The organism is Gymnodinialimonas mytili, from assembly GCF_037544085.1.
In the GTDB taxonomy this organism is placed as follows: domain Bacteria; phylum Pseudomonadota; class Alphaproteobacteria; order Rhodobacterales; family Rhodobacteraceae; genus Gymnodinialimonas; species Gymnodinialimonas mytili.
Genome location: NZ_JBBIFW010000001.1, coordinates 377,761 through 402,276 on the forward strand (window position 1 = coordinate 377,761; position 24,516 = coordinate 402,276).

Annotated in this window: 19 protein-coding genes; 15 read left to right on the forward strand and 4 right to left on the reverse strand. The window is 63.0% G+C overall.

Annotation, left to right across the window (positions count from 1 at the left end):
• Positions 1-49 precede the first annotated feature (49 nt).
• From V8J82_RS01905 to egtD, 8 genes are all read left to right on the forward strand, one after another.
• Complete coding sequence (locus V8J82_RS01905) at positions 50-772, forward strand: copper homeostasis protein CutC (protein WP_339971572.1); 723 nt, start codon at positions 50-52, stop codon at positions 770-772.
• Positions 769-1,920: a Gfo/Idh/MocA family protein gene (locus V8J82_RS01910; protein ID WP_339971574.1), complete on the forward strand. Its 1,152-nt coding sequence runs from the start codon at positions 769-771 to the stop codon at positions 1,918-1,920. Before V8J82_RS01905 ends, V8J82_RS01910 begins: the two co-directional genes overlap by 4 nt.
• Positions 1,920-2,798: a carbohydrate ABC transporter permease gene (locus V8J82_RS01915; RefSeq protein ID WP_339971576.1), complete on the forward strand. Its 879-nt coding sequence runs from the start codon at positions 1,920-1,922 to the stop codon at positions 2,796-2,798. Before V8J82_RS01910 ends, V8J82_RS01915 begins: the two co-directional genes overlap by 1 nt.
• Positions 2,795-3,637 (forward strand): carbohydrate ABC transporter permease, encoded by an 843-nt coding sequence (locus V8J82_RS01920; RefSeq protein ID WP_339971578.1) that lies wholly within the window; start codon positions 2,795-2,797, stop codon positions 3,635-3,637. The genes V8J82_RS01915 and V8J82_RS01920 overlap by 4 nt, the downstream gene beginning before the upstream one ends.
• Before the next feature lie 25 nt (positions 3,638-3,662).
• A complete protein-coding gene (locus tag V8J82_RS01925) occupies positions 3,663-4,880 on the forward strand; it encodes an ABC transporter substrate-binding protein (RefSeq protein WP_339971580.1) in 1,218 nt (405 codons plus the stop codon).
• A gap of 75 nt (positions 4,881-4,955) precedes the next feature.
• Positions 4,956-6,104 (forward strand): ABC transporter ATP-binding protein, encoded by a 1,149-nt coding sequence (locus V8J82_RS01930; protein WP_339971582.1) that lies wholly within the window; start codon positions 4,956-4,958, stop codon positions 6,102-6,104.
• Positions 6,105-6,363: 259 nt separating this feature from the next.
• Complete coding sequence (gene egtB, locus V8J82_RS01935; RefSeq protein ID WP_339971585.1) at positions 6,364-7,626, forward strand: ergothioneine biosynthesis protein EgtB; 1,263 nt, start codon at positions 6,364-6,366, stop codon at positions 7,624-7,626.
• Positions 7,626-8,576 carry an L-histidine N(alpha)-methyltransferase gene (gene egtD, locus V8J82_RS01940; RefSeq protein ID WP_339971587.1) on the forward strand — a complete coding sequence of 317 codons (951 nt, stop codon included), beginning with the start codon at positions 7,626-7,628 and terminating at the stop codon, positions 8,574-8,576. Before egtB ends, egtD begins: the two co-directional genes overlap by 1 nt.
• Before the next feature lie 11 nt (positions 8,577-8,587).
• Here egtD and V8J82_RS01945 read toward each other — a convergent pair whose 3' ends face one another.
• The gene (locus tag V8J82_RS01945; RefSeq protein WP_339971589.1) at positions 8,588-9,481 is read right to left on the reverse strand and encodes a LysR family transcriptional regulator; all 894 of its coding nucleotides are present in this window, start codon (positions 9,479-9,481) and stop codon (positions 8,588-8,590) included.
• A 100-nt stretch (positions 9,482-9,581) separates the two neighbouring features.
• On the opposite strand from V8J82_RS01945, the gene V8J82_RS01950 reads away from it, so the two are divergent.
• Positions 9,582-11,147, forward strand: a complete 1,566-nt coding sequence (locus V8J82_RS01950; RefSeq protein ID WP_339971592.1) for a proton-conducting transporter transmembrane domain-containing protein — start codon at positions 9,582-9,584, stop codon at positions 11,145-11,147.
• A gap of 16 nt (positions 11,148-11,163) precedes the next feature.
• Positions 11,164-13,542: a YbcC family protein gene (locus V8J82_RS01955; RefSeq protein WP_439650043.1), complete on the forward strand. Its 2,379-nt coding sequence runs from the start codon at positions 11,164-11,166 to the stop codon at positions 13,540-13,542.
• An 84-nt stretch (positions 13,543-13,626) separates the two neighbouring features.
• On the opposite strand, the gene V8J82_RS01960 is transcribed toward V8J82_RS01955, so the two are convergent.
• Positions 13,627-14,337 carry a response regulator transcription factor gene (locus tag V8J82_RS01960; protein ID WP_339971596.1) on the reverse strand — a complete coding sequence of 237 codons (711 nt, stop codon included), beginning with the start codon at positions 14,335-14,337 and terminating at the stop codon, positions 13,627-13,629.
• Positions 14,334-15,911, reverse strand: a complete 1,578-nt coding sequence (locus V8J82_RS01965; protein WP_339971598.1) for a sensor histidine kinase — start codon at positions 15,909-15,911, stop codon at positions 14,334-14,336. Before V8J82_RS01965 ends, V8J82_RS01960 begins: the two co-directional genes overlap by 4 nt.
• 208 nt (positions 15,912-16,119) lie before the next feature.
• Between V8J82_RS01965 and V8J82_RS01970 the strand changes: the two genes are divergently transcribed.
• The 5 genes from V8J82_RS01970 (at position 16,120) to V8J82_RS01990 (ending at position 23,635) form a co-directional block, all read left to right on the forward strand.
• Positions 16,120-17,325 (forward strand): glycosyltransferase family protein, encoded by a 1,206-nt coding sequence (locus tag V8J82_RS01970; RefSeq protein ID WP_339971600.1) that lies wholly within the window; start codon positions 16,120-16,122, stop codon positions 17,323-17,325.
• Between the two features lie 11 nt (positions 17,326-17,336).
• Positions 17,337-18,578 carry a glycosyltransferase gene (locus tag V8J82_RS01975; RefSeq protein WP_339971602.1) on the forward strand — a complete coding sequence of 414 codons (1,242 nt, stop codon included), beginning with the start codon at positions 17,337-17,339 and terminating at the stop codon, positions 18,576-18,578.
• Positions 18,578-19,723: a glycosyltransferase family 4 protein gene (locus tag V8J82_RS01980; protein ID WP_339971604.1), complete on the forward strand. Its 1,146-nt coding sequence runs from the start codon at positions 18,578-18,580 to the stop codon at positions 19,721-19,723. Before V8J82_RS01975 ends, V8J82_RS01980 begins: the two co-directional genes overlap by 1 nt.
• On the forward strand, positions 19,720-21,540 hold the full coding sequence (locus V8J82_RS01985; protein WP_339971606.1) for an ABC transporter ATP-binding protein: 1,821 nt from the start codon (positions 19,720-19,722) through the stop codon (positions 21,538-21,540). The genes V8J82_RS01980 and V8J82_RS01985 overlap by 4 nt, the downstream gene beginning before the upstream one ends.
• Before the next feature lie 181 nt (positions 21,541-21,721).
• Positions 21,722-23,635 (forward strand): phosphotransferase, encoded by a 1,914-nt coding sequence (locus V8J82_RS01990; protein WP_339971608.1) that lies wholly within the window; start codon positions 21,722-21,724, stop codon positions 23,633-23,635.
• Here V8J82_RS01990 and V8J82_RS01995 read toward each other — a convergent pair.
• Positions 23,605-24,378, reverse strand: a complete 774-nt coding sequence (locus V8J82_RS01995; RefSeq protein WP_339971610.1) for an ATP-grasp domain-containing protein — start codon at positions 24,376-24,378, stop codon at positions 23,605-23,607. The two genes, V8J82_RS01990 and V8J82_RS01995, sit on opposite strands and share 31 nt — an antisense overlap.
• Positions 24,379-24,516: the final 138 nt, after the last annotated feature.

Here is a 24,516-nt window from a genome sequence, read left to right on the forward strand (position 1 = left end):
ATGCAAAAGAATACAGGGCAGCTTTTTTAGCAATCCTCAGGAGGGGCTTGTGACAACACCAATGATCGAGATCTGCGTGGATAGCCCCGCCAGCATTGCTGCGGCAGCGCAAGGCGGGGCGGATCGCCTTGAGCTCTGCGCCGCGTTGCCCCTCGGCGGATTGACGCCCGGCGTGGGCCTTATGGCGGCCGCGCGTTCGACCGGGTTGCCGATTGCAGCGATGGCCCGGCCCCGCGCGGGCGGGCTGGTGCTGGACCCTGAGGATCTGACCGCGCTTTTGGTCGATATCAGCGCGCTGGTCGATAATGGGGCCGATGCGATTGTGTGCGGGGCGTGCACGGCGGAGCATGCATTGGACGTGGCTGCGATGTCCGCAATGGTGGAGACAGCGGGTGATATTCCCGTCGTTCTACATCGCGCCATCGATCTGGTTGCGGATTGGCACAGCGCCCTGGAAAGCGCCGTGGATCTGGGTATTCGCCGCATTCTCACCTCTGGCGGAGCCAGCACCGCGGCAACCGGCCTCGACCGAATCGCGGCCATGGTTGAGGCGGCGGGCGGACGCATCGAAATCATGGCAGGTGGCGGCATCCGCCCTGAACACGTGGCCGATATCGCCTGTCTCGGCATTGATGCCATCCATGGCTCGGCTTCGCAGCCGGGCAAAGCCCATAGCGCCGAGGCCATCGGCATCCCGCCCCATTCCGAGACAAGCGTTGATCTGGTCCGCGCAATGCGCCGCGCCTTGACCGATGCAGGGGCCGTCGCATGAGAGTTGGGATCATCGGCCTAGGCGCACGCATTGCCAGCCTGATGCCTCATTTCCAGGCGGCCGCGCCGGATCTGACCGTGACCGGCGTCGCCGACCCCTCGGATGACCGGATGGGCGCCCTTGGCGCGCTTGGCCATACGCCGACCCGCTACGACACTGCGGAGCAGATGTTGGATCAGACTTTCGACATGTTGATGATTGGCTCGCCAAATCACCTGCATCTCGACCATCTGCGTCAAGCGTTGCAAAGCGACACGCCACATATCTTCGCCGAAAAACCGCTGGTCATCACCGAAGACGAAACGCTGGAGCTGGCTCGGCTGGCCGCGCGGCATGACGGTGTCCGGCGTGTTATGGTTGGCCTGGTTCTGCGCTACGCCCCGCTTTACCGCGCTTTGAGACAGGCGCAGGCCGACGGCGCATTGGGCGAGATCATGTCGATTGAGGCCAGCGAGCATATCGGCCCCTATCACGGATCGTTCTTCATGCGCGACTGGCGGCGGGACAGCCGTCTGTCCGGTGGCTTCATGCTGGAAAAGTGCTGCCACGATCTCGACCTCTATCAAGGCGTTGTGGGCGCGCGGGCAATGCAGATCGCCAGCTTTGGCGGGCGCAAAAAATACCTGCCCGATCACCGCCCCGAAGCCGCCCCCGGCTACCTCGCGGCGATGACGCCGCGCTGGAACGGCGTGGCGGACGCCTTTGGCGGCGACGGGGATATCGTCGATTATCAGGTCGGTCTGGTGCGCTATGCCAATGGCGCGGCGCTGTCCTTTCACACCAATCTTAACGTGCCGGACGAGTTTCGCCGGTTTGCGGTGATCGGGCGCGACGGCATGGCGGAGGGGGATTTCATTCGCAACACCTTCCGTGTGACCAGCTCAGATAGCGGCGCAAAGCTGGTGGATGCGGAAGCGTTCGCAGACGGGCAAATGGTCGGGCACTATGGCGCCGATGCGGCGATGGCCAGCGATGTGATGGATTACGTCCGCGGGGCGCGCGACAGCCTGCCGCTGACCATGACAGACGCGTTGGAGGCCGGGGTGACCGCGATGGCGATGGACCGCGCCCGGGCGCAAGGTCAAATCATAGACCTGGCCCCCTTCTGGTCAGACTTCGACGCCGCCCTAAGCGCGGAGGCGGCATGATGCGGCGGCGTGAGCTTTTTCCGTTTCTGCTGCTGGTCCCGGCGCTGGTGATCATCCTGATCATTGTGGCATGGCCCTTGATCGAAACCTTCCGACTGTCTTTCACCAATGCCTCTCTCAGGCCCCGGGTCCGCAATGTCGGGTTCGAAAACTACATTGAGATCTTCGAGGACGATTTCTGGGAGATCCTCGGCCGCACCTTTCTGTGGATGATCATGGGCGTGTCCTTGAAGCTGCTTGTCGGGCTTGCAGGGGCCGTGTTGCTCAACGCAGCGGTGGCAGGACGCACAGCCTTTCGGGTGCTGCTGATGCCGCCCTGGATCGTGCCCATCCCGATGGCGGTCTTCATGTGGTCGTGGATGTATAACGGCCAATTCGGCATGATCTCCGGCGTCGGGCAATATATCGGCTTGCTCGACGGCCCGTTTGAGTTTCTGGCCCGCGGCGACACCGCGCTTGTGGCGGCTGTCATCACCGATGTCTGGATCGGGGCGCCGCTGATTGCGCTCTACCTGCTGGCCGCGATGCAATCGATCCCCAAGGATCTGTACGAGGCCGCCTGGACCGATGGCGCTAGCCGGTTCTATCGGTTCCGCCGCATCACCCTGCCACTGATCATGCCCTCGATCATCACCATCGGCCTGCTGACCGCGATCTGGACCTTCAACAGCTTTGACGTGATCTGGATCCTGACCGAAGGCGGCCCGCGCGGCAGCACTGAGACGCTGATCATCGACCTCTACAAAACCGGGATAAGCCGGTTCCGTTTTGGCGAGGGTGCGGCCCGCGCGGTCATGTTCCTGCTGGTACTGATGATATTCGCGGCCACTTACATGGCGCTTCTGTTCCGCGTCGGGCAACAAGAGGGGCAGCGATGATCCACAAATACACCCTCCGTGAAAAGCTGGCGATCTATGCCGGAATGCTCGCTTTCCTGATCTTCATTCTGGCGCCCTTCCTTGAGGCCTTCATGGTCTCACTGCGGCCTATCGATCAGGTGTTCCGCGTGCCTTACTCGCTGTTTGGCGGCGATATGTCGTTTCAGGCCTATAGCGATATGCTGGTCTCGGTCCCGCGCCTGTGGCGCTACATGGTCAATTCGCTGGTGATTTCGACCGCGGCAACCTTACTGGCACTGATCTGCGTGGTGCCGGCGGCCTATTCTTTCGCCAAGTTCGACTATCGCGGGCGTGGATTTTTGCTTGGCGCGTTCTTGTCGATCAACATGATCGGTGCCGCGGTCCTGATCATCCCGCTCTACAAGCTGATGCTGACCCTACAGATCCTGAACACGTACTTTGCCACCATCATCCCCGGCGCCGCCTTCGTCATTCCCACCGGTATCTTCCTGATGCGCACCTACTTCCTGCGTATCCCGAAAGAGCTGGAAGAAGCCGCCTTCGTCGACGGTGCCTCGCGGTTTTATACGTTGCGCCGGGTGGTCCTGCCCCTGGCGCTGCCGGGAATGGTCGTTGTGGCAGTCACGATGTTCCTGACCGTCTACGCGCAACAATTCCTATTCGCGCTGACGTTCAATTCCCGCGACGCATTGCACACGCTGCCCATGGGCCTGTTCCAGTTCTTCGGTCGCGAAGATGTGCTGTGGAACGAGCTGATGGCCGCCACGCTGGTCGGCATCCTACCGGTCCTGATCGTTTATCTGTTCTTGCAAAAATACATTGTCGCCGGGCTGACCGCCGGGGCGGTGAAAGAATAACCACCATCCAAGAGGGAGAAGACAAATGTCTCATATGAAACCGATCACCGCCGCGCTTCTGGCGGGTTTGTCGGGCCTGGCGGTGACTGCCTCCGCCCAGGCGCAAGAGGAAATTCAGTTCATCAATTGCGGCGCCAACGACGGGGAAGCGCCCGCCTTACAGACCGAGCATATCAACGCCTGGCTGGCCGAAAATCCGGGTTACACCGTCACCGAGGAATACGTGCCCTGGGGCCAATGCCAAGAGCGCGCGATTACGCTGGCCTCGGCTGGCGATCCTCCGGCCCTGGCCTATCTGGGCAGCCGCACCCTGCCCCAGCTGGCCGAAAGCGAGCTGATCCTGCCGATCCCGGCCTCCGACGAATTGATCAACAGCTATCGCGAGTCGGTGCGCTCGACCGTGCAATTTGATGGTCAGATGTGGGGTCTGCCACGCGCCTTCTCGACCAAAGCGCTGTTCATCAATGCGACTCTTTTTGAGGAGGCTGGCGTCGAAGCGCCCACCACCTGGGAAGAGACCGTCGCCGCCGCCCAGGCGATCAGCGAAGGCACCGAGGCCGCGGGTATCGGCATCCCCGCCGCCAGCTTTGACAACACGATGCACCAATGGCTGAGCTGGTTTTATTCCAATGGGGCCGAAGTGATCGATGCCGAGGGCAATGTCGTGATCGACAGCCCCGAGGCCATCGCCGCCTTCCAGCTTTACGCCGATCTGGCGCCCTATGCGCAAGACGGTCCTGTCGCCTACGACCGCGCAGAGCTTGAGCCGCTGTTCCAGAACGGTCAAATCGCGATGATGATTCACGGCTACAGCTTTGCGGCGCGGGCGGGCGATGTGGATTGGCAGATCATCCCGGTTCCGGCCGGTCCCAATGGCGATCACTCCACATTGCTGATCACCGATAGCCTGGCCGTGTTCGACGGCTCGGGCCAGGAAGAGGCCGCGATGTCGCTGGCGATGTATCTCACGGCGCCGGAGCGCCAAGCGGTCTTCGACGACACTGCCGGTTGGACCCCGATCCGCGAGTCGGAATTCACCGCCGCCCTGCGCGAGAATGACGCCAATTGGGCGTTCTTCCTGGATACGATCGAAATCGGCGGGCCAGAGCCGCAGATGGTCGATTTCCTGTCGATGCAAGACGTGATCAACGAAGCCTTGCAGGGTGTGATCCTGGGTGAATTGACTGCTGAAGAGGCCGCCACTCAGGCCGCCGAAGAATTGCGCGACCTTCAGGACGGCTAATTCTCACACTGCCCCGCCCGGCCAACGCATCCGGGCGGGGCATTTCTTGACCCAAGCCGAGGCAGGACAGGATCCATGGGACAACTGAAACTCAGCGACGTCACCAAGAGCTTCGGGACGGCGAAGGTAATCCATCCGACCGATCTTGAGATCGAGGAGGGCGAATTTGTCGTCTTTGTCGGCCCCTCAGGCTGCGGCAAATCCACCATGCTGCGCATGATCGCCGGGCTGGAGGAAATCACCTCGGGTCGGATCGAGATCGACGGCAAGGTGGTCAATGATATGGCGCCCGTGGATCGTGGCATTGCCATGGTGTTCCAATCCTACGCGCTCTACCCCCATATGAGCGTTTACGAGAATATCGCCTTCCCTTTGCGTGTCGCGCGACTGTCGGAGACTGAGGTTGACCGCTTGGTCACTGAATCCGCAAAGGTGCTGAAGCTGGAGGAGCGGCTGACCCAACGGCCCGGACAACTCTCGGGCGGCCAGCGTCAGCGTGTGGCCATCGGGCGCGCGATCGTGCGGCAGCCTAAGATCTTCCTGTTTGACGAGCCGCTCTCGAACCTCGACGCCGCCCTGCGCGCCGATATGCGGGTGGAGCTGTCGCGGCTGCACAGCACGTTGGGCAATACGATGGTCTATGTCACCCACGATCAGGTCGAGGCGATGACCATGGCCGACAAGATCGTGGTGTTGCGCGACGGGCGGATTGAACAGGTTGGCACGCCGTTGGAACTTTACCACAAACCCGCCAATCAGTTTGTCGCCGGGTTTATCGGCAACCCGAATATGAACTTCGTCTCGGTCACCTGCACGCGGACTGGCCCAGATGGCGTTCGGATCACCCTGCGCGGCGGCAATGCCGATATCGTGGTGCCCGTCGATCCCGACACGGTGCAGCCCGGCGAGGCCCTGACCCTTGGCATCCGGCCCGATGAATTACAGCAGACCGACGCGCAAACGGGGCTGAGCTTTATCCCCGAAGTGGTCGAGCGGTTGGGTAGCCAAACCGTCTGCTATGGCCGGACGCCGGACGAGACCCCGATTTGCATCACCACCGCGGGAACGGCGCGGGTTACGGTGGGCCAATCGGTTACCCTGACCTTTCAGCCAGCGGATGCGCATCTGTTCGACACCGACGGTAATGCGCTGACACGGCGCATAAATCTCAGCGAGTTTGATCTGGAAAACGCAGCGCTGAGCTTGCCCGGCGCGGCCAGCTGATCGGCGGATATCCGACAATCCAAGCCGCCCGTCCCGACACTGGTGGCAGCCCTCTCACACGGATGAAATAGTCCCGTCTCACGATGGCATGTGATGGCACCAGACTGAGTTTGGCCGAGGGTTTGACGTTCAATGTCGGATACGGCTGACATAAGCTTCACGCAGCTTTGATCCCGGTTTTCGGTGCGCGTTCTGGTGCACCGCGACGGTGCGGGACACATATGCGGAACTTGATGCGCGACGACACCGGAGGATCGCCATGACGGCAGCGCTAGCCCCTTTGGCCCCCAACGAGGCGATGGATCTGTTCAGCCGGACCCGTGCCCGCACGGATGCGCTGGCAGCCGCTCTTAGCCCCGAGGACACGATGTTACAAAGTATGGAGGATGCCTCGCCCGCGAAGTGGCACCTGGCCCATACGACATGGTTTTTTGAGGAGTTTATCCTCAAGCCCCGCGTTTCCGACTATAGCTCGCCCGATGATCGCTTCGCGTTTCTGTTCAACTCCTACTACACTCAGGCCGGACCGCGCCATGCACGGGATCGGCGGGGCTTGGTCTCGCGCCCCGGCGGCGCGGCGGTGCGCGCCTATCGTGCCCATGTCGAGGACAGTCTGGCGACACTAATGGCGCAGTCGCGCGAGGATGCCGATGAGATTGCGGGCCTTGTCGAACTGGGTTGTCACCACGAGATGCAGCATCAGGAGCTTTTGGTCACAGACCTGCTCCATGGGCTGAGCTTCAATCCGCTTTTGCCGGTCTACAAAGACCCCGCGCCCTTGCCCGTCACCGTAGAAGTGCCGCTGAGCTACACGCGCCATGCGGGTGGCCTGGTCGAGATCGGCCATGACGGCCCGGGCTTTGCCTATGATTGTGAAGGCCCCCGCCACAAGACGTTTCTGCGCCCCTTTGAGATCGGCGACCGCCCCGTCACCAACCGCGACTGGATCGCGTTCATGGAAGACGGCGGCTATGCCGAAACGCGCCATTGGCTGATGGAGGGCCATGCGGTGGCCGAGCGCGAAGGTTGGGAGCATCCGCTCTACTGGTGGCGGCAGGCTGGCGCATGGTGGACCTATACGTTGCGCGGCCCTCAACCCGTGGCGCTGGATGCGCCGGTGGTCCATGTCAGCTATTACGAGGCCGACGCATTTGCGCGTTGGGCAGGGGCACGTCTGCCAACTGAGGCCGAGCATGAGCTTGCCTTTCGCGATGTGCCCCTCACCGGAAATCTGATGGGTGATGCGGATGCCATTGGCGCGCTGCGCCCCCTGCCCGGTCCCGGCATTTGGGGCGATGTCTGGGAATGGACAGCCTCCGATTTTGCGCCCTATCCCGGCTTTCGCCCGCCCGAGGGCGCGCTCGGCGAATACAATGGCAAGTTCATGGTCAATCAGCGCGTGCTGCGCGGCGGGTCCTGCGCCACGCCCCGCGAACAGATGCGGGCCACATATCGCACCTTCTTCTACCCGCATCAGCGGTGGCAAATGATGGGGCTGCGTCTAGCGCGGGATGTCGTTTGATGGACGGCAATCCGAGGTATCTTGACCCCACTGCGACAGCCCTGCTGGACGACGCCCTGCACGGGCTGACCCGACCGGAAAAAGTGTTGAGCCCCAAATGGCTCTACGATCAGCGCGGCAGCGCGCTGTTTGAACAGATCACCACATTGCCTGAATACTATCTGACCCGAACCGAAGCAGGCATTCTGCGGGCCAATTCCGATCTTTTGGCCGGTTTGGTGCCGGAGGATGGCGCATTGGTCGAGCTTGGATCCGGCGCCTCGGTCAAAACGCGCATTTTGCTGGATGCGGGCGGGCATTTCGGGGCCTATGTGCCGGTGGATATCTCAGAGGGATTTCTGCACGACACCGCTGATGGTCTGCGGCAACGCTATCCCGATCTTGCGATCCATCCCAAGGTCGGGGATTTCACCGGGCCTCTCACTTTGCCCCATGCCGTCGCCGATCTGCCGAAGATCGGGTTTTTTCCGGGCTCGACCATCGGAAACCTAGCCCCGGATGCGGCCCGGGATCTTCTGGCTCACGCGCGCAAATGGCCCGCCATGGAGGGGTTCATTTTGGGCGCCGATCTGGTCAAGAGCGCCGACACGCTGGTCGCCGCCTATGACGATGCGCAAGCCGTCACAGCGGCGTTCATCTCCAACATCCTCGTGCGGCTCAATTCAGAACTGGGCGCTGATTTCGACCTGGATCATTTCAGATACGAGGCGCTGTGGAACGACAGGCTCGCCCGAATTGATATGCGATTGATTAGTGCTCGCCGCCAGATCGTTCATCTGCAAGGCCATGAAATTGCCTTTGCCAAAGACGAGCCGATCCATGTCAGCGCGGCACGCAAATTCACCGATCAAAGCTTGTCGGCCCTGGTCGGCGCAGCGGGCTGGTCGGTGAATACAGTGCTGACCGACCCGGATGGGCTATTTGCAATTGCCGTATTGCGCCCGAACTAGCAGCGGGATGATCAACCGGGCGCGGCCTTGCCTTGCGCGGCCAAAACCTCTCCCAATAGCGTGTTGGGAAAGGTCCGCCGGATGGTGACGGCGCAAAACACTTCAGTGATGTCATCCAATCGGATGCATTCCACCAGCTTGCCCGTTTCCAGCTCATCCCTGACCACAATCGGCGGCAGCACCGCAACACCCACATCGGCCCTCGCCAAGAGCCGCAGCATGGCCATGTCGTCTGCTTCCGCGGCGATGCGAGGCAGCAGACCCAACCGTTCGAGCATCGCGTCAAAACCGGCACGTAGCGCCGATTCCGGTGTCGGCAGGATCAAAGGATGCGCCTTGATGATCTCGGCAATCGTCGCCTGCCCTGCCCCAACACGGCTGGGTGTTCCGACCAGGCTGACCGATTGCTCGTCGAGACGATGCACCAGATAGGGGCTTGATGCGTCGCGGGCCGGTACCAGATTGGTCAGCACCACATCCAACGCCAACGCATCCAACCCCCGAAGCAGATTTTCCTGAGAGCCTGAGCGCAGGATGACCTCCACGTCATCGCGCCCGATGATTGGCTCAAGGAACGACAATTGAAAATTGCGCGACAGCGTGGCCAACGCGCCGACGCGCAATGCCTGCCGCTTACCGCCTGAAGTTTTCAGGGTGGCCGACAGATCCTCCGCTGTGCGGAAAATCTCTTCGGCATGGTCCAGGGCAATCCGCCCCGCCTCGGTCAGAACCAGGTTCCGGCCACTGCGCTCGAAAAGGTCATGGCCAAGCGAGCCCTCCAGTACCTTGATCTGCGTGGAAACCGCGGATTGCGAGATATTCAGTGCCCGCGCGGCCCCGGTCAGCGTTCCATCGCGCGCGACAGCCCGGAACAAACGCAGATGATGCAGATTGATTGAGGACATGCTTCCACAAAACAGAATGGTTTTCCTGAAAATATGAAATTTTCTTGAAGTGTGCCAGGGGCTAATTCACCGAAAGATCAACTGAGCGGGAGTTCACACTATGGCATCTGCGGTTTCGCTATCGTTCCTTGCGCCCCTGGCCCTGCTGGCCGTCGCGGCGTTGGCTTTGGCTCGGCCGGGCCGACGCCCCGGTGCATTCCCCAAATTGTCCGAGATTGCCGCCCTTACGGCTTTGGCCCTATCGGTTGCCGGGTTCGTGCAGTTTCTGGGATTTGGTCCGGCACGGATCTTGCTGCTGGACGGGGGGGTGATGCTGGCCCTGCGCGCCGATCTGGTCAGCTTGACCATGGCCACTCTGGTTGCCTTCATCGGCTGGGTCGTGATCCGGTTCAGCCGAACATACCTGGATGGTGAAGCGCGCGAAGGCACCTTTCATGGATTGATGCTGGCCACCTTGGCGGCTGTGCTGGTTTTCGTGCAATCGGGCAGCCTGCTGGTTCTGATTGCTGCGGCATTGGCCGTCGGACTCGGTTTGAAACGGCTGTTGTTGTTCTACCCCGAACGGGCCGAGGCGCGCCGCGCGGCCACGAAATTTGGCCTTGTCTGGCATGGCGGCGATGTGGCTCTGGCCGTCGCGGCAGCCTTGCTGATACTGGCCTTCGGCACCGGAGATCTTGCAGCGCTCGGAAATGCGGCGGCGACCGCTGGCTTGGGCCTGTCGGGCAACATCGCGGTGGCCTTCCTTATCCTCGCGGCGGTGCTGAAAACCGCAGCCTTCCCGCTGCACGGCTGGTTGACCGAAGTGATGGAGGCGCCAACCCCCGTTTCCGCCCTGCTGCATGCCGGGATCATCAATTCGGGCGGCGTACTGCTAATCACTGCCGCAAGCCTGGTGCAGCTAAGCCCCGGGGCCATGGCGGCTTTGGTCATGATCGGCGGGTTCACCGCCCTCTTCGGGGCGGCGGTCATGCTGACGCAAAGCGCGGTGAAAACCTCGTTGGCGTGGTCCACAGTATCTCAGATGGGCTTCATGCTGTTGCAATGCGGCTTGGGCCTGTGGGCCTTGGCGCTTTTGCATATCGTGGCGCACTCGCTCTACAAGGCGCATGCCTTCCTATCTTCAGGCGGGGCCGTCGCCGCCGTCGCGGGACTGCGCCGCCCGGGCCCCGTTGCGGTGCCAGATATCGGTGCTGTGCTGAAATCCTTTGGCTTGGCGCTGGTTCTTTACGCGATCATCGCAGCTCTGTTCACGCTGTTGCTTGGACCGAAAACCGCACAAGCCCTGGCCTTGGGGGCCATCCTGATCTTTGGTGTCGCTTATCTGGTGGCCCAGGGCCTGGCCGATTTGGCGCCTGCGGCCCTGACCAAGCGCACGGTCACGACCTCTTTGATCACCGCGATCGCCTACTTCACCTTCCAAGCTGTGGCCGAGGCGATTTGGGGCGCGTCGTTGCCAGCGGCCCCTGTTCCGGGGCCCCTGGAATGGGCGTTGATCGGGTTGGCGGTCGTGTCCTTCGGCTTGGTGGCCTTTGCCCAGGCCCTGTTCCCACTATGGGCGCATCATCCGGCGACGTCAGGGCTCCGCGTACATTTGGCCAATGGCCTCTACCTAAACGCAGTGCTGGACCGCGCCATTGGCGGGTTCCGCGTGGCAAAATCAGACTGACGTGATGGAGACGACTATGTTCATGAAGCATTCCCAGATCACCCCGGCGCGGCTGTCCGATATTCTAACCTCGGCTGAAGCGGCGGCGCGTGCTATACCCCCGGCCTTCCCGCTGGATGTGACCGTCGCGGTGAATCCGTTTCTAGGCCAAACCGGCGAGGATCTGGCGAATGCCTCGGCGCGCATGACCCGCGTGGCCGGTGCGCAGATCACCCAAAGTGCCACCGACTACGCCGCAGCCATTGCTAATGGCACGATCACGGACACGGATCTGAGCGACGCGCTGGATGCTTGTGATCTGGCTGGCAAACCCGCAGATCTCGCAGCGCTGAAGGCCACCTTGGCCGAAGCTCAAAATGAGGCCGTCCCGCTGCCCACCGTCGCCGATCTGGCCGCCAAGGCCACGGGCATCGATTGGCCCTCGGTCATCGAAAAGACCTTCGGGCTCTGGGCCGCCGGACATTTCGACCGCGGCCAGGCGCTGTGGTCGCCGACGCCGGGATCGGATGCCTATTCGGCTTGGAAAGCCTGGGCGATGCATGATCTGACGCCAGAGGTGGCCGGGCTGACCGGATTTTGCGCCCATGTCACCCATGCTCCCGATAGCGCCGAGCGGGCCATTCTGCGCGCGGCCGACGCGCTTGGGCTCAGCGATGAGGCGGCTGAGACGGCATTTCATCGGCTCTATATGGATCTGGGCGGATGGTCGCAGCATGCGCGCTGGCGGCTGTGGCAGGCGGAGCTTGTGGGTGACGTCGATCGCAGCTTGGCCGATCTGCTGGCGATCCGCCTGATCTGGGAAGAGGCACTGTTGGCGCATGTGCCAGGCATCGCCGCAGAGTGGGAAGAGATCGTGGCGCAGCACGCCGCACCCATCGTGCCCAATGCCACACAAATCGCCCTGGCGATCTTGCAAGAGGCCGCCGAACGCGCCCATCAACGCAGTCTCAGCACAGCGCTCGATGGCAATAAAATCACCGACGAAAGGCCGACACTGCAAGCCGCCTTCTGTATCGATGTTCGGTCCGAAGTATTCAGGCGGGCGCTGGAAAGCGTGAGCCCCTGCATCCAAACGATTGGCTTTGCGGGCTTTTTCGGGCTGCCCCTGGCCCATAAGGCTCAGGGATCCGATGTGGTCGAGGCGCATCTGCCGGTCCTGCTAACCCCGTCGGTTGAGACAACCAGTCAGGGCGATGCCGCCGCCGAGGCGGAGATGCGGATCGCCGCGCGGGCGCAGCGGGCATGGGGCCGGTTCCGGCAGGCCGCGGTGTCCTCCTTTGCGTTCGTTGAGGCCGCGGGGCCGCTCTACGCGGGCAAATTGGTGCGGGATGCGCTGGGGCTTGGCGGCAAGGAGCGCGCGCAGAGCCCGGTGCCGCAGGTCATCGGCGGGATGAGCGCCGAGGCGAAGGCCGAAACAGCGGCCGCCGTCCTAAATGCGATGAGCCTGACCACGGGGCACGGCAAGGTTGTCCTGCTGCTGGGCCATGGTGGTCAGGTCACAAATAATCCCCACGAAAGCGCCTATCATTGCGGCGCGTGCGGTGGGCATACCGGTGAGGTCTCGGCCCGGCTGTTGGCCGTGTTGCTGAACGATCCCGAGGCGCGCGCAGGTCTGGCGGCGCGCGGCATCCTGGTGCCTGAGGATACGCTGTTTGTCGCCGGTTTGCATGACACAACCACGGACGACATCACGCTCTACGATGATGTTGAGGTCAACGCCTGGGCCGATCAGATTGCCACGGCAAAAGGCTGGTTGGCCCAGGCGGGCAAGATCGCGCGGGCCGAACGTGCGGCGACCCTGCCGGGATCAACCGCCGATACCGTTGCCGCGCGGGCCCATAACTGGGCCGAGGTGCGGCCCGAATGGGGGTTGGCGGGTTGCGCCGCGTTCATCGCCGCACCGCGCGGCGCGACCTCTGGCAAGGATCTGGGCGGGCGGGCCTTCCTGCACAGCTACGATTGGCAGGCCGATGAGAGCTTTGGCACGCTGGAATTGATCCTGACCGCCCCTGTTGTCGTCGCCAGTTGGATCAGCCTGCAATATTATGGGTCCGCCGTGGCGCCGTCGGTCTTTGGCGGGGGCAACAAACTGATCCACAACGTGGTCGGAGGCCTCGGTGTGATCGAGGGCAATGGCGGCGGGTTGCGCCCCGGCCTGCCCTGGCAAGCGGTCCATGATGGTGACAAGCTGATGCATGAGCCACTGCGCCTATCGGTAATGATCGAGGCTCCGCGTGAAGCCATCGTCAATGTCCTGAATGCTCACCTGGATGTCCGCGCCTTGGTCGACAATGGCTGGTTGCACCTGTTCACGCTCAAAGACGGGCGAGTGGATGCCCGGTATCGGCCCGGTTTGATCTGGGAAGATCAGATCGCCAAACCTCTCGCCGCCTAGAACAGCCGCGGTTGTGGTGCCGCTGTCCCCGTTTGGCTTTTGGTCCAGTCGGGGGCGGACATCGGCCATCACGCAGAGCGCCGATCACAGATCCTGTCGCGCCTCGCTTTCCTGGACCTCAATCGTATAGCCGAACCCACGGACATTGCGCAGCACAACGCGGTCAGTGACCGCGCGCAATTTACGACGCAGATACGACACATAGACCTCAACACTATTGGTCTGCGGATCGAAATCATAACCCCAGACCTCTTTGAGCAGTTCAGTCCTGCTGAGCACACGCCCCGCATTCGCCAACAGCGCTTCGAGAAGCGCGAATTCGGTCGCGGTCAGTGTCAACGCGTGCCCATCGGCCTCCACAGCAACACGCGCGCGGTCCAGCATCAGCGGCCCGAGCCGCAAAAGGTTCGGTTTTGGCTCTCCCCGACCAACCCGTCGCAAGAGACTTTGCACGCGTGCCACCAATTCAGACAGCGCGAACGGTTTGGTCAAATAATCGTCGGCGCCCGCCTCCAGCCCTTCGACCTTCTCATCCAAAGCGTCGCGGGCGGTGAGCATCAAGATCAGCACACCATTGCCAGCCGCGCGCAACGCGCGACACAAATCAGCACCTTCGGCATCGGGCAACATCCGATCCAGCACCACAAGGTCGTAGCGCCCCTCGGCCAGGCGATGGGCCAAGCCCGCGCCGACATTCACAACATCGACCTCGTAGCCCTCCATGGTGAGCGCGTCGTCGATGACCTCGCAAATCTCGGGATTGTCTTCGACGACGAGAATATGCGCGGATGTCATGCGCTCGCTCCGAACGGCAGGACCAGCGAGACCTGAGCGCCACCGTCATCGGAATTGGCGAGCCGGACATCGCCGCCATGAACCTCCATGATCCAGTGGGCAATCGACAGACCCAAACCCGCACCGCCGGATCGCCCGCGATAGAACCGCCGCATCGCCTCTCCGATCTCTTCCGGCGCGAAGCCGGTGCCCTCATCTGTGATGGTCACGCGCGCCATATTGCCGTCAACGGCGAGCTCGACATGCACATTGCTTCCGGTTGGTGCCGCGCGCACGGCATTGTCCAACACGATCAGGATGGCCTGGCGCAACCTGTCGGCATCGCCGTTGACGATGACAGGTTCTTGCGGCTCACTCGGCAAGACCGTGACCCGTTTGGGCAGTGCCAGGGTCCGACTGTCGAGGATGGTATCATCCAAGACCTCTTGCATGATCACCGGGCCGCGTTGGATCTGGATCGTTCCGGCCTCGCTGCGGGCCAGGAACAGCAGATCCTCGACAAGACGGCTCATATCCGCGGATTTGCGCACGATCCGGTCCAACGCGCCGCGCAATTGCTCTGGGGTGGCAGACGGGTCGCGCAGCGCGATCTCGGCCTTGCCGCGCACAACCGTCAGCGGCGTGCGCAATTCATGGCTGATATCGGCCAGGAAGCGCGCGCGGCCCTCGGATTGAACCTTCAAGCTGTCCAGGGCATCGCGAAGCTCTTCGGTGCGGGCGCTCACTTCGCGCTCAAGATCCGCCTTGGATCCCAACAGGGCGGTGCGCTGTGCACTGATCTGGGCCGTCATCCGGTTGAAACGGCGCGTCAGCTCGCCCAGCTCATCGCCGCGCCCGTCTTCCGCGACGATATGATCCAAATTGCCTGCAGCGACGACCTCGGCCCCGTGGGCCAGCGCCCCGACCGGACGCAAGACGCTGCGATACAGAAACACCGACAAGGCAATCAGCGCTGCCACCGCCGCGAAGGCCAATGCCAGAACCGCCAATCTCATCCGCTGCGCGACACCGGCGGTTTGTTCAAGGGCCTCGACCACCTCGCCCGTCTCACGCGCAATGGCCTCATCGGCAAGCCGATCCAACGTCCGGTCAAGATTGCCCTCGATCTCATCGCGATAGATCGTCATCGCGTCGTTGAAACGTCCATCGCGCAGATGCGACCCGATCTGCACCCGCGCGCCTTCGATTCGGTCGATCAATCCGCGGATCGCCTGCATGCGGGCAAGCTCCTCAAGCTCCGCCTCGCGCTCAACCGCATGGCGTGGTCCGATCAGCCCCAGCAGTTCTTCTTCAAGCTCCGCTTCCATACGCGCCACCACCTCCAGCAACGCATTGCGCGCCGCTTCGGCTTGGCGGGGATTCGGGCCCAAAATGAACATCTCGGCGATCTGTTCGGAATAGTCGTCAGCCGCCTTGGCAATCGAGGTGACCGACAAAGTCTGTTCGTAGGAATAACTGATTTCGCGGGCCGCATCGCCACCGGTCGCGAGAGACATCAGCATCGCAGCCGTCAGGGTGGCAACGATGGCAGTCAGTCCAGCCTGCGCGATCCCGATCTTGGTCTTGAACCGCACGTCGCCTCCCACTGAACTCACTCATACATACCATTCCGGCGTTCCGCCTTCACGACACCTCTGATCCTACAGCAGTTTTCCGCCTGCGCCACCGCCGGGCAGGGTCTCTAATCAAACTTTAATGAGGGGATCGGGCAGGTCGGACGCTACAAAGTAAGACAGTTTGATGACACCGCGATACCGCGGCGATGCAGAGAGGAACGCCCCCGTGTTCGACATCCTAGATGGCATATCATCTCGTCCGCAGCGGATTGTGCTCTATTCGCACGACACGCTGGGATATGGGCATTTGCGCCGGAACCTTCTGATCGCCGCCGCCCTGTCCGAGATGACCCCGCGCCCTGAAATCCTGCTAATCGGCGGGATGCGCGAGGCGGGTGCCTTCGTGCTGCCCGCTGGCGTCGATTGCGTCACCTTGCCCGCCTATGCCAAGCAGGGTGACGGCAGCTATCGTCCGCGCGATCTCGGCTCGGATCTCAGGCGCTTGACCGCCTTGCGCGCGCGCATGATCCGCAGCGCAGTCAAAGGCTTTGATCCTGATCTGATGATCGTCGACAACGTGCCGCGCGGTGCGCAATACGAGTTGGACGAGACACTCGCGATGTTGACCCGTCAAGATCGCTGCCGCGTCGTGCTGGGCCTGCGCGATGTGATCGATGAGCGGTCTGTGACACGTCGCCAATGGTTGCGTCAGCGCAACTTTGAAACCGTGCGCCGCCATTTCGACGAGGTATGGATCTACGGCGATCCTGATGTTTACGACATCCTGACAGATTGCGGCATGTCCGACCCGATCGGTGCGCGCTGCCGGTTTGTCGGCTATCTCGATCCGACGGGGCGCCGCGATGCGATTCAGGCCGCCGCCGATTTGGCACAGGTCATGGGCTCAGATCCCAGGCCCTATGTCTATTGCGCTGTCGGTGGTGGCCGAGACGGGGTCGCTTTGTGCGAGGCTTTTGCAGCCGCAACGCTGCCCCAGGGCCATCGCGGTATATTGGTGACTGGCACACAGATGCCCGAGGATCAAAAGGCCCATATCGCCGCCTTGGCCGCCGGGCGTGATGATCTGATGGTTCTGCCCTTCTTGCGCGAACCCATAGAGGTGATGAACCGGGCCGCCCGGATCATTGGCATGGGGGGGTACAACACCACGGTCGAGATGCTTGCCCTCCGCAGGCCGTCCCTGATCGTGCCGCGGTGTGCGCCGCGCCGCGAACAGGTCATGCGCACCGAACGTCTGGCGGCACGCGGGCTTGTCTCGATGCTGTTGCCCGAAGATCTGACACCCGCCGCCCTGGGGAATTGGATGGCATCCCCGGTCGGAGAGCCAGGTCCCGCGCCCAACATGACTGGCCTGGCTGGCGTGCAGGCCCTGGCCCGGTCCATCGCGACCCTGATCCCGACCGCCGCTTGAGGAGAGCCTACGTGACCGACATTTGTCCCCCAATCGGCCGGATCGGCTATGTACTCAAGCGGTATCCGCGCTTCTCTGAGACCTTTGTGATCAATGAAATCCTCGCCCATGAGGCGGTGGGACAAGAGATCGAGATCTTCGCCCTGCGCCCGGTCGATGAGACCCACTACCAGGATATTCTGGGCCGCGTGCGGGCGCCGGTGACCCATATAAAGGATCGCTTCTCAGGACCTGACGCCATCTGGGACCGCATGGCGCGCGCCCGTGACGTACTGCCTGACGCATGGGATACGCTGGCGCGGATTGACGGGATCGCCGGAGGTCAGGATGTCGCGCAGGCGCTGGAACTGGCAGTCGAGGTGCGGATCCGCGAAATCACGCATCTGCATGCGCATTTCGGCACCGTGTCAGCCAGCGTTGCTCGCCTTGCAGCCGCCATGGCCAGCATCAGTTGGAGCTTCACCGCCCATGCCAAGGACATCTACCATCACTATGAAAAACCCCAGCACCTGGATCTTAAACTGCGCGACGCCGACGTGACCGTCACGGTCTCGGATTATAACCTTGCCTATCTGCGCGAGACCTATGGCGCGGGACGGTTGGCGCGGATCTATAACGGGTTGGATCTGACGCGGTTTCAATACGCGCCGCCCCGGAAGGACGCGACCGAGATCCTCGCCGTCGGGCGGTTGGTCGAAAAGAAGGGATTCCACATTCTGATCGAGGCCGTTCGGCTGATGGTCGAAGCGGGTCAAACGCCGTCCTGCACCATCATCGGCTCTGGTGAGGAGCGGGACGACCTGGCCGCGCAAATCGCCGATAACGGCATGGGTGCCTATATTCGCCTCGAGGGGCCCCGCCCCCAATCCGAAGTGATGCAGGCGATGCGCCGTGCTGCGGTTCTTGCCTGTCCCTGCGTGGTCGGATCGGATGGCAATCGCGACGGCCTGCCTACGGTGCTGGTCGAGGCGATGGCGCTTGGCTTGCCGGTGGTCTCGACAGATGTGGTCGGGATTCCCGAATTGGTGCGCGCGGGCGAGACTGGCCTTTTGGTGCCCGACGCCGACCCCCAGGCGCTGGCAGACGCGCTCGGACGGGTTACGAACGATGCCGCGTTGCGCGTAACCCTTTCAGAACAGGCGCGGGCATTGATCGAAACCGAATATGACGTCGTGGTCTCTGCTTCGACGCTGCGCAGCCTTTGGGCTGAAGCCGCAGCACATCATGGCGACGCTCCGCGGAGTGCCGCATGATGCGTATCGCCTATGTCAGCGCCGATCCCGGCATTCCTGTCTGGGGTTCCAAAGGCGCGTCAATCCATGTGCAAGAAATGTTGCGCGCGCTCACGCGAGCCGGACATGATCTGACGGTTCTGACACCTCGCGCCGAAGGCACGCCGCCGAAAGATCTGGAGGATGTCGAGGTTCTAGCCCTGCCAACGGCGCCGAAAGGGGCGCCAGAGGCGCGCGCCCGAATGCTTTTGTCGGCGAATGATGCAATGCGCAGCCTGCTTGATGATCTTGTGCCGGATCTGATCTACGAGCGCCACGCGCTCTACGCCTTCGCGGCGATGGAATGGGCAATCGAGGCCGGGATCCCCTCGGTGCTGGAAGTAAACGCGCCGCTCCTGAGCGAGCAGGCCACGCATCGCACCCTTGCCCTTCCAGATGATGCCGAGATGGGTGTGCGCCGCGCCATGCGGGCGGCCAGCCTGACCACCGCGGTCACGGAACCTGTTGCCGTCCATGCCCGCGCGATGGGCGCGACGGATGTCGTCGTGATACCAAATGCTGTCGACCCTGACCGCTTCCCGACGGCAGCCCCCCTTGCCGCGCAGCCGTTTACCGTTGGTTTCTTGGGCTCGCTCAAGCCCTGGCATGGTCTGCCGACGCTGGTCGACGCCTTTGCGCAGCTTCGCACCCATCGGCCCGATGCCCGCCTGCTGGTGATCGGCGATGGGCCCGAGCGGGGCGCCATTCAGGAGGCGCTCACGCGTGTAGGCGCAGATGAAGCGGCGGAGTTCACGGGGCTTTTGCCCGCCTCCGCGGTGCCCGCCGCCTTGGCGCGGCTGGATGTCGGCACCGCCCCCTATGGTGCGGCGCCTGACTTTTATTTCTCACCGCTCAAGATCTACGAATACATGGCCGCAGGCTTGCCGGTTGTCGCAAGCGATGCAGGTCATCTGCGTAAGATCGTGACCCATGACGCCACCGGCCTGATCGTGCCGCCGGATGATGCAGGCGCCCTGGCCACGGAATTGCTGCGCCTGGCCGGGGATCTCTCCCTTGGTCGCCGCCTTGGCGCTGCCGGGAGGGCGGAGGTTCTGGCGCACAATACCTGGGCTGGAACCGCCGCCCGTATCCTGGACCATATCCGTGAAAAGCGCAGGGCTGCATGAGCCGCGCTGCCCATATCACAGACACCTTGCCCGGGCTGGGCCTTATTGTGGGTCGGCTTTCTCCGTATTTGCGGGGCCATTGGCGGATGCTCATCGCGTCGATCGTGGCGCTGCTTCTGGCCACTGCCGCGCGCTTGGCCGAACCCTGGCCCCTGAAATTCGTCATAGACGCGGTTGTGCCCACTGTCGCTGGCGAGACACCGGCCAGTGCGGGTATCGACCCCATGCTTCTCCTTGCGCTTTGCGCCGGCGGTTTGCTGGCGGCGGTGCTGGCGCGCGCGGCCTTTCAATTTCTTGCGACGATGGGCTTTGCGCTTGTGGGCAACCGGGTGCTGACCAAGGTCCGCGCCGATCTTTTTGCGCATCTTCAGTCCTTATCCGTTGGTTTTCATGCCCGCTCCCGCGCGGGTGACCTCACCATGCGCCTTATCGGCGATGTCGGGATGCTGAAGGAAACACTGGTGACGGCGGCAATGCCCCTGGTCGCCAATATCCTGATCTTTGCCGGGATGGTCAGCGTCATGGTTTGGCTCGACTGGCAATTGGCCCTTGTGGCGCTGGCGCCCTTGCCGATCCTGTTTCTGCTGTCACGGGTCCTGACGAGCCGCATCCGCAAGATCAGCCGCACACAACGCGAACGGCAGGGCCAACTTGCCGCCACTTCGACCGAGACGTTGACGGGCATTCGTTCAGTCCAGGCCCTGGGCCTGGAGGACAGCAATGCCAAGCTGTTCGGCGGCGCCAATGAAAAGGACATGGCGGCAGGCATCAAAGCCGCACGCATGACCGCCGGCTTAGAGCGGTCGGTCGATCTTCTGGCCGGGATCGGCCTGGCGCTCATCCTGTGGTTCGGAACGCTGCAGGTTCTGTCGGGTCGGATCACGCCGGGTGATCTGCTGATCTTCGTCAGCTATCTCAAACACACGTTCCGCCCGGTGCGGGGCTACGCGAAATATGCAGCGCGCCTTGCCAAAGCCCTTGCTGCGGGGGAGCGTGTCGTTGCCCTCTTGGATGAGGATGACGCCGTGCGCGACCGCGCAGACGCCCGACCCGCCCCGGAGTTCAACGGCACATTGCACTTTGAGAACGTGCGCTTCGCCCATGCAGACGGCAGGGCGGTGTTCGAGCGGCTTGATCTGACGATCCCCGCTCGGCAACGCGTTGCCATCGTGGGTCCATCGGGATCAGGCAAGTCGACGCTCATCTCGCTTCTGCTACGCCTCCATGATCCCGATGAGGGACGTGTGAGCATCGATGGGATCGATCTGCGCGACGTCACACTGCACTCCTTGCGCCGCCAGATCGCGCTGGTTCCACAGGAGCCTCTGCTGATCTCGGGAAGCGTGATCGACAATCTCGCGCTCGGGCTGTCCCAAACACTGACCGACGATGATGCGCAACACGCCTTGCGCGTTGTCGGGGGCAATGGCTTCGTCGACCAGATGGCGGGCGGGCTGCAAGCTGATATCGCTGAACGGGGCGCGTCGCTGTCGGGTGGGCAGCGTCAACGGCTGAGCCTGGCGCGAGCCTTGTTGCGAAAGGCGCCGATCCTGGTGCTGGACGAACCGACAACGGCTCTGGATGGCCGCAGTGAGGCCACGGTCGCCGCAGCGATCGATGCTGCGGCACGCGGGCGGACCACCCTGATGATCACCCATGACCTTGCGCTCGCCGCGACATGTGATCGCGTGATCGTTCTGGGCGAGAACGGCGTGATGCAGGATGGCGCCCCTGAGGTGCTGATGACGGTTGGTGGCTGGTTCGCAAGTGCCCATGACGCCCAGAATGGGGAGCGTCCGCGTGCCGTTGCGGGCTGAAGACACGGCGTTGTGCGCCCGCGACCCGGTGCTGCCGGGGCTGGCGTCGGTATTGGATGCCACAGACCTGGCACAGTGTGCTGGCCTTCCACCGACGCGGCAATCGTATTTGCGATATAAGCCAGGGACGAGCTGCGTTGCGGGTTTGATCTCCGAAAAGGGTGACACGGCCTGGAGCGTGATGACCTATCCAGCGGATCGTTATGCCGAAGTCCGATTGCGGCCCTCCTGGGCCGATGGCGCGATCTGTTTCGACGATATCCAGACCGTTCTGGTACCACTCCGGCTTGAGCGTCGGCTGCGGGGCGGGCGCGTGTTGGCGCATTCGGAAAAGCGTGGGGCTTTGCTGGACGCGCTTGGTCTGACGGGCTGCGCGCTTCGCATCCTGCGCTATAAACCCGGGCGCCGGATCGTTCTGCGCGCAGACGGGCCCGACGGGCCCCGCGCCGCGGTCAAATTGCATGCCGACCGCGATGCGTTTGAGGCTGCCGCGGACGGTGCCGCGCACAGCGCTGCGATGGGCGGTGCCCCTTTGCTGGGCCTGTCCAAGGCCCATGGCGCGGTTGCAGTCGGGTGGCTGACCGGCGCAGTGCTATCGCCGCGCGATGGCCCTTCGGGCTTCGCACATGCGGGGCGCGCGCTCGCTGCCGCCCATGCGACGCCCGCGACCACAATGCTGGCCGATTGGACGCCGCAGGATCCGATGGAATTTGCCGCGTCCCTGGGCGAGCTGCTGCCGGATCTTGCCGCAACCGCAACACGGCTGGCTGCCGACCTGTTGCCCCCACTGCCAGATAATCGCGCCGCCCCTGTGCATGGCGATTTCAGCCCGGATCAGGTGGCGATCACCCGGTCGCAGGCGCGGCTCGTCGATTGGGATCGCGCTGCCTGGGGCGACCCGGCCCGCGATCTGGGCAGTTTCCTGGCCGCTCTGGACCTGGCGCAGATCCGCGGCACCCCGACTGAGGCGGCCAGCGAGGCTCTGCGCGCAGGTTATGACGCGGCTGGCGCCGCCGCCGGCGTTGACGACGACGCCATCGCGGCGCATCGGGTCCATGCTCTGTTCGCGCTCGCCCAGGATGGGTTTCGCGCCCGGCGCCCTGGCTGGGCGACAGAAGCCCAGCACGTGCTCGATAAAACTCGCAGATTACTGTGGGCGTCGCCAAGGCATATCATCCCGGGCCTGCCCACCGCGCTTTCCGAGCGCATCATGCGCCCCCGGATCGAGGCCGCCTCAGGACAAGCCGTCCCCGAGCTTTCGGCCGAGCTGGTGCGCATAAAACCCGGTCGCCGGGCGCTTGTGCGCTATTCCGGCCGTGGCCGGGCGCTCCTCGGCAAGATGAGTGCCAAAGGCCCGGATCAATCGGCACCACGGATTCAAGCACGCCTTCGGGCCGCTGGCCTCGATGGCCGCAAGGGCGTCGGTGTACCGGAGGTCGTCGGCACGCTCAGCGATCCCGGCATATGGATACAGGAAGAGGTGCCCGGCGAGCCTTTGGGCGCGCTCCTGCACGACTCCGATGCGGCATCGGCCGTGAAACGGACCGGTCGGGCGCTTGCCACGCTTCACGCCACCGCACCGCAAACCGAGCGTAGCTGGAGCCTGCAGGATGAGCTGGATGTGGTGCGACGCGCGGTCGATGGCGGGCCCTATGCCGATTTGCTGGACAGCGCCAAACGCGCATTGGCCGCTCTGCCTGCGACCGAACCACAAGGGCTTCACCGGGATTTCTACTTCGATCAGGTGATCGTGGATGCCTGTGCGATCTGGTTGGTCGACTTGGATCTGTATGCTATCGGCGATCCAGCAATCGATATTGGGAATTTCTGCGCCCATCTGATCGAGCTGGGGCTTCGGAACACCGGCGATCCAATGCAGTTTGATCCGCTCAGACACGCATTCCTCGATGGCTACGAAACGGTGCAGACGCCTCCAGAACGCGAGCGGATCGAGACATTGACCTGGGTATCGCTTACGCGCCATGTCCGCATTGCCACGCGGTTCGAAGATCGGCGCCACACAATCCCGGCCATCGCGACCCTCTGCCGGGCGCAGCTTGGCGCTCAGCCGCCGTCTGCGCGCGCCGCGATGTGATCGGCGACGGCCTGCGCTGCACCGTCAACGCCGCGGAATCCGGGGAACGGGTTTACATCGACCACGCGGAACGCGCTATCCTGCCCAATCAAATCAACTCCGTAGATCTCCAGCCCCAGGGCAGATCCGACGCTCAGCGCAAGATCCACCATCTCGCTTGGCGGGGCAAACGGAAGGCTTGGCGCAGTGTCATCGCGCGGCCAGGCCTTCAAAAGGCCAAATACCCGAGGTCCCGCAACATAAAGCTTTCGGTCGGTTCCGTCACCGGGCAGCATCTCTTCAACATGCCAGGGCCCGGGAAATGGTGGTTTTTCCGGCGCGCCTGTTTCCAGTGCAAGAACGCCAGCCCCGCGCCCCTGCAACCCGGACCGCGCCTTGAGAAAGACCGAACCGGCGGCGGCGCGCTGACAGACCTGGTACCAGTCGGTGAAGGTTTCAGCACTTGGAACGGGCAATCCCGACCGGCGCAGCGCAGCCATCGTCAGCCCTCTATCGCCGACGCGCAAGCAGGCGCCGGGATCATTGACAACCCTTGCCGGAGCGAGCGCGGCGAGCGGCTGCAACACATCGGCCCCCAGACCACGATGTACCAGAAATCTCGATGGCCAACTGGCAACAGCGCCAAGCGGGTCGCGCCATTCGGTGTGCAAGGTCGCGCCATCTTCGACGAGAATCCTTGCCACCGTTTCAAGGATGGTTCCCGGACGCGGACGTTTCCCGGCCAGGATCAAGATGTCGATCAAAGGCGGTCTCCTCTACCTCGGCTGACGCGTCGAACTCATTCGCCCATCCCGATAGCACGCGTCATCTGATCTGCAGCATACTCCCCTAAATGAAATGATCCGAGAGGCACGGCAAACGCGCAGACTAAGACTTTCGCG

Bases quoted from the DNA above. Each gene is read 5' to 3' on its own strand.
- V8J82_RS01910 (WP_339971574.1), top strand. From the start codon at position 769: ATGAGAGTTGGGATCATCGGCCTAGGCGCACGCATTGCCAGCCTGATG.
- V8J82_RS01915 (WP_339971576.1), top strand. From the start codon at position 1,920: ATGCGGCGGCGTGAGCTTTTTCCGTTTCTGCTGCTGGTCCCGGCGCTG.
- V8J82_RS01920 (WP_339971578.1), top strand. From the start codon at position 2,795: ATGATCCACAAATACACCCTCCGTGAAAAGCTGGCGATCTATGCCGGA.
- V8J82_RS01925 (WP_339971580.1), top strand. From the start codon at position 3,663: ATGTCTCATATGAAACCGATCACCGCCGCGCTTCTGGCGGGTTTGTCG.
- V8J82_RS01930 (WP_339971582.1), top strand. From the start codon at position 4,956: ATGGGACAACTGAAACTCAGCGACGTCACCAAGAGCTTCGGGACGGCG.
- egtB (WP_339971585.1), top strand. From the start codon at position 6,364: ATGACGGCAGCGCTAGCCCCTTTGGCCCCCAACGAGGCGATGGATCTG.
- egtD (WP_339971587.1), top strand. From the start codon at position 7,626: ATGGACGGCAATCCGAGGTATCTTGACCCCACTGCGACAGCCCTGCTG.
- V8J82_RS01945 (WP_339971589.1), bottom strand. From the start codon at position 9,481: ATGTCCTCAATCAATCTGCATCATCTGCGTTTGTTCCGGGCTGTCGCG.
- V8J82_RS01950 (WP_339971592.1), top strand. From the start codon at position 9,582: ATGGCATCTGCGGTTTCGCTATCGTTCCTTGCGCCCCTGGCCCTGCTG.
- V8J82_RS01955 (WP_439650043.1), top strand. From the start codon at position 11,164: ATGTTCATGAAGCATTCCCAGATCACCCCGGCGCGGCTGTCCGATATT.
- V8J82_RS01960 (WP_339971596.1), bottom strand. From the start codon at position 14,337: ATGACATCCGCGCATATTCTCGTCGTCGAAGACAATCCCGAGATTTGC.
- V8J82_RS01980 (WP_339971604.1), top strand. From the start codon at position 18,578: ATGCGTATCGCCTATGTCAGCGCCGATCCCGGCATTCCTGTCTGGGGT.
- V8J82_RS01985 (WP_339971606.1), top strand. From the start codon at position 19,720: ATGAGCCGCGCTGCCCATATCACAGACACCTTGCCCGGGCTGGGCCTT.
- V8J82_RS01990 (WP_339971608.1), top strand. From the start codon at position 21,722: ATGACCTATCCAGCGGATCGTTATGCCGAAGTCCGATTGCGGCCCTCC.